This is a genomic window from Streptomyces sp. Ru73 (assembly GCF_002920575.1).
Lineage (GTDB): Bacteria > Actinomycetota > Actinomycetes > Streptomycetales > Streptomycetaceae > Streptomyces.
The window spans coordinates 51,784-58,511 of record NZ_PQSQ01000047.1; the positions used below are offsets into that span (position 1 = coordinate 51,784).

5 protein-coding genes are annotated in these 6,728 nt (G+C 74.9%); 4 read left to right on the plus strand and 1 reads right to left on the minus strand.

Translation table 11 applies throughout. The features are described from left to right. The first annotated feature begins 70 nt into the window (after positions 1-70). On the plus strand, positions 71-805 hold the full coding sequence (locus C3486_RS20650) for a Tellurium resistance (protein ID WP_103834219.1): 735 nt from the start codon (positions 71-73) through the stop codon (positions 803-805). A 43-nt stretch (positions 806-848) separates the two neighbouring features. Here C3486_RS20650 and C3486_RS20655 read toward each other — a convergent pair whose 3' ends face one another. Beyond that, complete coding sequence (locus C3486_RS20655) at positions 849-1,943, minus strand: TerD family protein (protein ID WP_103834220.1); 1,095 nt, start codon at positions 1,941-1,943, stop codon at positions 849-851. Between the two features lie 227 nt (positions 1,944-2,170). Between C3486_RS20655 and C3486_RS20660 the strand changes: the two genes are divergently transcribed. The 3 genes from C3486_RS20660 to C3486_RS20670 are packed head-to-tail and all read left to right on the plus strand — an operon-like array spanning position 2,171 to position 6,692. Further along, positions 2,171-3,355 carry an HpcH/HpaI aldolase/citrate lyase family protein gene (locus C3486_RS20660; RefSeq protein WP_103834221.1) on the plus strand — a complete coding sequence of 395 codons (1,185 nt, stop codon included), beginning with the start codon at positions 2,171-2,173 and terminating at the stop codon, positions 3,353-3,355. After that, positions 3,352-5,853, plus strand: coding sequence for a phosphoribosyltransferase (locus C3486_RS20665; RefSeq protein ID WP_103834222.1), 2,502 nt, complete (start codon positions 3,352-3,354; stop codon positions 5,851-5,853). Before C3486_RS20660 ends, C3486_RS20665 begins: the two co-directional genes overlap by 4 nt. Continuing rightward, positions 5,850-6,692: an HAD family hydrolase gene (locus tag C3486_RS20670; protein WP_103834223.1), complete on the plus strand. Its 843-nt coding sequence runs from the start codon at positions 5,850-5,852 to the stop codon at positions 6,690-6,692. The genes C3486_RS20665 and C3486_RS20670 overlap by 4 nt, the downstream gene beginning before the upstream one ends. Positions 6,693-6,728 lie beyond the last annotated feature (36 nt).

Below are 6,728 nucleotides of genomic sequence, written 5' to 3' on the forward strand. Positions count from 1 at the left end.
GTCCCACCGGCTCCTCGGGCCGCCCCGCGGCAGTGGTATGCGAGGACACGCAAGTGAGGGGTGGGGCGAAGTGTCGTTCTTGGGGAACTGGCGACGCGGCGGAACGCCGCAGTTCGACAACGGCGGCGCGTCGTACGTCGTCAAACTGACCAAACGCGACCCGGTGGTGTCGCTGACCAAGCAGGGCGCGGCCAGCGGCAACCTCCGGGTCAACCTCTCCTGGCAGATGCGCACCACGGACTTCGCGGAGTTCGCGGGCAAGCGCAAGAGCTTGTGGCGGCACCCGGGCCAGATCTTCAAGCCCGAGGTGGTGCAGGCGCAGGGCCCGGCGGTCGTCAAGATCGACCTCGACCTGGCCTGCCTGTACGAGCTCAAGGACGGTACCAAGGGCGTCGTGCAGCCGCTGGGGGACTTCCTCGGCGACCTCAACAGCCCGCCGTACATCCAGCTCAGCGGCGACGACCGGTTCGGCTCGGGGTCCGGCGAGACGCTCTATGTGAACCTCGACCACCAGGACGAGTTCAAGCGTCTGCTGATCTTCGTCTACATCTACGACGGCACCCCCGCCTTCGACCGCACCCACGCCATCGTCACGCTCTACCCCAGCAGCGGGCCGCGCGTGGAGATCGGGCTGGACGAACGGGCCCCGCAGGCCCGGTCCTGCGCGGTCTTCATGCTGGAGAACGTCAAGGGTGAGCTGACCGTGCGCCGCGAGGTGCGGTACGTCTACGGCTTCCAGGCCGAGCTGGACCGGCTGTACGGCTGGGGCCTGCAGTGGGGCCGCGGCTACAAGAGCAAGGTGTGAGAGCCGGGCGCGCCCGTCGTGCGCGCCCGCGCTCGTACGCCGCTCAGCGCCGCTGGAACTGCGGCCCCTGCGGCGGCAGCACCAGCGGCCCGTTCTCCGGCACCGGGCCGGTGGCCTGCCGGTCGGGCGCGGGCTGCGGATAGCCGTAGCCGCCCGCCGCGGTGGCCGGCTGCGGATAGCCGTATGCGGGCCGCGCCGGGCTCTGCTCCTGCTGCGGCCCGGGATAGCCGTACGCGGGCCCCGGAGGCTGCTCGGGCGGCGGTCCCGGATAGCCGTACGCGGGCGGGGCCGGCGGCACCGCGGGCGGCGGCGGTACGTTCTCCGGGTAGCCGTAGCCGCCGGCCGGTGCGCCGGTGGGCTGCGGGGACGGTGCGAAGGCCGCGGCGGCGGCCCCGGTGGGCTCCGCGGCGCCGGCGGCCGGCTCCGGGAAGGGCACCGGATCGGGCACGGCCCGGGTGACGTCCTCGGACCCCGCCGCCGGTCCGGGCACCGCGCGGGTCGCCTCCTCGTCGTCCGGCACGGCACCGGCCGCGGCCGTCGCCCCGCCGGCGGGCCGCGGCGCGCCGGCCGGCTCCCCGGCCTCAGCGGCGTCCTCGCCGTCGTCCACCGAGATCCCGAACTCCGTCGCCAGCCCCACCAGTCCGCTGTCGTAGCCCTGGCCCAGCGCCCGGAACTTCCAGGCGTCGGCGCGCCGGTACAGCTCGCCGCAGATCAGCGCGGTCTCCTCGCCGGTCTCCGGCTCCACCTCGAACACCGCCAGCGGTCCGCCGTCCCCTTGTCCCGCGTCGTACAGCTCCACCCGCAGATCCGGTACCCGTCCGAAGGGGCCGCCGTCCGAGGACGCGGCCAGCACCACCCGGTCCACCGACGCGTCCAGCGCGGACAGGTCCGCCTCGACGGTGTCGGTCAGCGCGTCGGCCAGCCGCTTCTTCGGCAGATGACGCACCAGACCGCTGGGGTGCCGGGGCTGGTTGTAGAACACGAAGTCCGCGTCCGACCGCACCCGCCCCTCGGGGCCCAGCAGCAGCGCCGAGGCGTCCACGTCGGGCACTCCCGTCCCCGGCGTCCAGCGCAGGACGGCCCGTACGGCAGTGGCGTCGAGGGGCACGTTCGACCCCTTCTGCATGGCGTGCGTCATGGCGTCATCCTGCCTGCTCGACGGCGTGCCGGACAACGCGGGGCGCACCGGCGCCGGCGAACGGCGGCCGCGTGCATCCGCCTGCCGGGCACATGACACGTGATTTTCACCCGCTCGGGAACTTTCCGCAGGGGCCCACACGTACGATTACCGGCCGGATCCGGACACCGGACGCCGAGGAAAGAAGCACAGGGGTGGCCGAATCCCGCCCGCACCCGGGGAGTTGTATGCGTCATTTCGGACACCTGCCGCCCGGCGTACGCGCGACGCTGTTCCACCAGGAACCGGCGGAGTTCACCGCCGACTCCCCGCAGCCGCTGCTCGCCGTCGCGCTCGGCGCCACCCTCTACTCGCCCGCGACCAGGCCGCGGCTGGCCGCCGACGTGGTCAAGCAGGCCGGGCGCGGCGTCGTCTCGATGGTGCTGTGCCTGGAGGACTCCATCGGCGACGGCGACGTGGCGGCCGGCGAGGACAACCTCGTACGGCAGTTCAGCGAGCTGGCCGAGGTCCGGGACCGCAGCCCGGACACCCCGCTGCCCCTGCTCTTCATCCGGGTCCGCACCCCGGACCAGATCCCGGACCTGGTCCGGCGGCTCGGCCCGGCCGTCCGGCTGCTCTCCGGATTCGTGCTGCCCAAGTTCACCGCCCTGCGCGGCGTGCCCTTCCTGGAGGCCCTGGCCGCCGCCGAAGCCGCCTGCGGCCGGCGGCTGTTCGCGATGCCCGTCCTGGAGTCCCCCGAGCTGCTCCACCTGGAGAGCCGCACGGAGACCCTGCAGGGCATCGCCCGCACCGTGGACGCCTACCGGGACCGGGTCCTCGCGCTGCGCCTCGGCGTCACCGACTTCTGCTCCGCGTACGGACTGCGCCGCGCGCCGGACATGACCGCGTACGACGTCCGGATCGTCGCCTCCGTGATCGCCGACGTCGTCAACGTCCTCGGCCGCGCCGACGGTACCGGCTTCACCGTCACCGGGCCGGTCTGGGAGTACTTCCGGCTGCACGAGCGGATGTTCAAGCCCCAGCTGCGGCAGAGCCCGTTCCTCGGGCACGCCGAGGAGCTGCGCACCTCCCTCATCGAGCACGCCATGGACGGCCTGCTCCGCGAGATCGAGCTGGACCGGGCCAACGGCCTCCAGGGCAAGACCTGCATCCACCCCTCGCACGTCGCGCCCGTGCACGCCCTCTCCGTCGTCAGCCACGAGGAGTTCAGCGACGCGGCCGACATCCTGCGCCCCGAGCGCACCGGCGGCGGCGTCCTGCGCTCCGCCTACACGAACAAGATGAACGAGGTGAAGCCGCACCGCGCCTGGGCGGAGCGCACGCTGCTGCGCGCCGAGGTCTTCGGCGTCGCGCGCGAGGGCGTCAGCTTCGTGGAACTGCTGGCCGCTGGGCTGTCAGGGGCGGACGAATGACCGAGAAGACGGTGAAGGGGAAGAACACGGTGGTGTGGACCGGCGAGTGGGTCGCGGAGCGGCTCGGGGTCGAACTGAACGGTGCGGCCGAGCTGCCCGGCCTGGTGGGGCTCGCGCTGCGGCGCAACCCCAAGCGGGCCCACCTGCTGGTCTCGCAGGTGCTCGGCAAGCACGTCCCGCAGCGCCCGGCGGTGGTGTACGACGCCGGGCACGGCCTGGGCCGCCGGGTGCGCGCGCTGCTCGGCGACGAGGCGGCGGCCCGCGCCGTGGTCCTCGGATACGCCGAGACCGCCACGGGGCTCGGGCACAGCGTCGCCGACGGCCTGGCGCTCGCCCCGTACCTGCACTCCACCCGGCGTCCCGTGCCCGGCGTCGAGCGGGCCGGCGGCTTCGAGGAGGAGCACAGCCACGCCACCTCCCACCTGCTGCTGCCCGAGGACCGCGGGCTGCTCACCGGCGACGGCCCGCTGGTGCTGGTGGACGACGAGTTCTCCACCGGGCGGACGGTGCTCAACACCATCGCCGCGCTGCACGCCCGTTACCCCCGCGACCGGTACGTGATCGTGGCGCTGACCGACATGCGGTCGGCCGCCGACCGCGCCCGCCTGGAGAAGTTCGCCGCCGACCTGGGGGCGCGGGTCGACCTCGTGGCCCTGACGGCGGGCACCGTACGGCTCCCGGACGGCGTACTGGAGCGCGGGCAGGAGCTCGTGGCGCGGTACGAGCCGGACGGCAGCACCGAACCGGCCGCCCCGGCCCCGGCCGACTTCTCGCGTGTCGAGCTGGGCTGGCCCGCCGGCCTCCCCGACGGCGGACGGCACGGCTTCACCCCCGCCCACCGCGCCCGCCTGGACGCGGCTCTCCCCGGCATGGCCGCGCGCCTCGCCGAGGCCCTGGGCGGCACCGGCCGCAGGGCGGAAGCCCGCGTCCTCGTCCTCGGCAGCGAGGAGCTGATGTACGCACCACTGCGGCTGGCCGCGGCGCTGGACGAGGCCCTCCCCGCCGAGGTCCGCTTCTCCACCACCACCCGCTCCCCGGTGCTCGCCGTGGACGACCCCGGCTACGCCATCCGCACCCGCCTCGCCTTCCCGGCCCACGACCGCCCGGCGGACGGCCCCGGCGAGCGGTACGCCTACAACGTCGCGCCCGGCGCCGACCCGGCCCGCCGCTTCGACGCCGTCGTCGCCCTCGTCGACTCGGCCGGCGACACCCCCGAACTGCACGCCCCCGGCGGCCTCCTGGCCGCCCTCGCCCCGCACACCGGCCAGGTGCTGCTCGGCGTCATCCCCGCGTACGCACCGGCGCAGCCCGCAGCGCCGGACGTGCCCCGCCCCCGCCCGGAGGTCCGTACCGGCATGCAGGAGCCCCTGCGCGGCCCCGCCTTCTCCTCCTACGCGCCCGAGGACGTCGGCTGGCTCCTCCAGGACTTCTCCGGCGTCACCCTCGAAGCACCCACCGAGGAGCGCGAGGAGGCCATCCAGCGCGGCGGCGCGCACTACGCCGAGTCGCTGCCCGTGGAGTACCAGCCCAGCGAGGAGTACCAGGCGCTCTTCCGCACCGCGCTGGAGACCTCCGCCGCCCGCATCGCGCGTGCCGTCGGCGCCGTCACCGAGACCGTCCTCGCCGAGCGCTCACCCCGCCCGGTCCTGGTCTCCCTCGCCCGCGCCGGCACCCCCGTCGGCGTCCTGATGCGCCGCTGGGCACAGTACGCACACGGCCTGGACCTGCCGCACTACGCGATATCGATCGTCCGGGGCCGCGGCATCGACACCACCGCGCTGCGCTGGCTCGCCGCCCACCACGACCCCGCCGACGTGGTCTTCGTCGACGGCTGGACCGGCAAGGGCGCGATCACCCGCGAACTGGCGCAGGCGCTCCGCGACGCCGGAGCGGGCTTCGACCCGCGGATCGCGGTCCTCGCCGACCCCGGCGGCTGCGTGGACACCTACGGCACCCGCGACGACTTCCTGATCCCCTCCGCCTGCCTGAACTCCACCGTCTCCGGGCTCGTCTCCCGTACGGTGCTCCGCGCCGACCTGGTCGGACCGGACGACTTCCACGGCGCCAAGTTCTACCGCGAGCTGGCGGCAGCGGACGTCTCCCGGCACTTCGTCGACACCGTCGCGGCCCGCTTCGCCGAGGTCGCCGGGGACGCCCGAGCCGACGCCGCCGCGCTGCGCGCCGCCGACCGGGCGCCCACCTGGGCGGGCTGGGCCGCCGTGGAACGGATCAGCGAGGCGTACGGCATCCACGACGTGAACCTCGTCAAGCCCGGCGTCGGGGAGACCACCCGCGTCCTGCTGCGCCGCGTCCCCTGGAAGATCCTCGCGCGCACGGACGCGGGCGCCGACCTCGCGCACATACGGCTGCTGGCCGCGCAGCGCGGCGTCCCGGTGGAGGAGACCGACGACCTGCCGTACAGCTGCGTCGGGCTGATCCACCCCCGCTACACCCGCGGCGCGACCGGTGCCGACGGCAGGACGGTGGCGGCCAAGTGACCGGAGCGCCCCCGTCCGTGCTGGTCGCCAGCGACCTGGACCGCACCCTCATCTACTCCGCCGCGGCCCTCGGCCTGACCGGGCCCGACGCGCAGGCGCCGCGCCTGCTGTGCGTGGAGGTGTACGACCGCAAGCCGCTGTCGTACGTCACCGAGACCGCCGGCGCGCTGCTCGCCACCCTGGCGGCCGCCCGCGGCGCCTGCTTCGTACCGGCCACCACCCGCACCCGCGAGCAGTACGGCCGCATCCATCTGCCGGGCCCCGCGCCGCGGTTCGCGGTCTGCGCGAACGGCGGCCACCTGCTGGTGGACGGCGAGTCCGACCGGGACTGGCAGCGGACGGTCGCGGCCCGGCTGGCCGCCGATTGCGCGTCGCTGGCCGAGGTACGGGCGCACCTGCTGCGTACGGCGGACCCGTCCTGGCTGCTGAAGGAACGTACCGCCGAGGACCTGTTCGCGTACCTCGTCGTGGACCGGGAACGGCTGCCGGAGACCTGGGTGAAGGACCTCGCGGGCTGGGCCGACGGCCGCGGCTGGACGGTCTCCCTCCAGGGCCGCAAGGTCTACGCCGTGCCCAAGCCGCTCACGAAGAGCGCGGCGGTGCGCGAGGCAGCACGCCGCGCGGGCGCCGGGCACGTCCTCGCGGCCGGCGACTCCCTCCTCGACGCCGACCTGCTGCTGGCCGCCGACCGGGGCTGGCGCCCCGGCCACGGCGAACTGGCCGATGCGGGCTGGTCGGCGCCGCACGTCACCGCGCTCACGGAGCGGGGCGCCGCGGCGGGGGAGGAGATCGTCAGGGCGTTCCTGGGGGAGGTCGCGGACCTCACCGGGCCCCGCTGAGCGGCGGCGCCGCGCGGCGTGCCCCGCGGGTCAGCC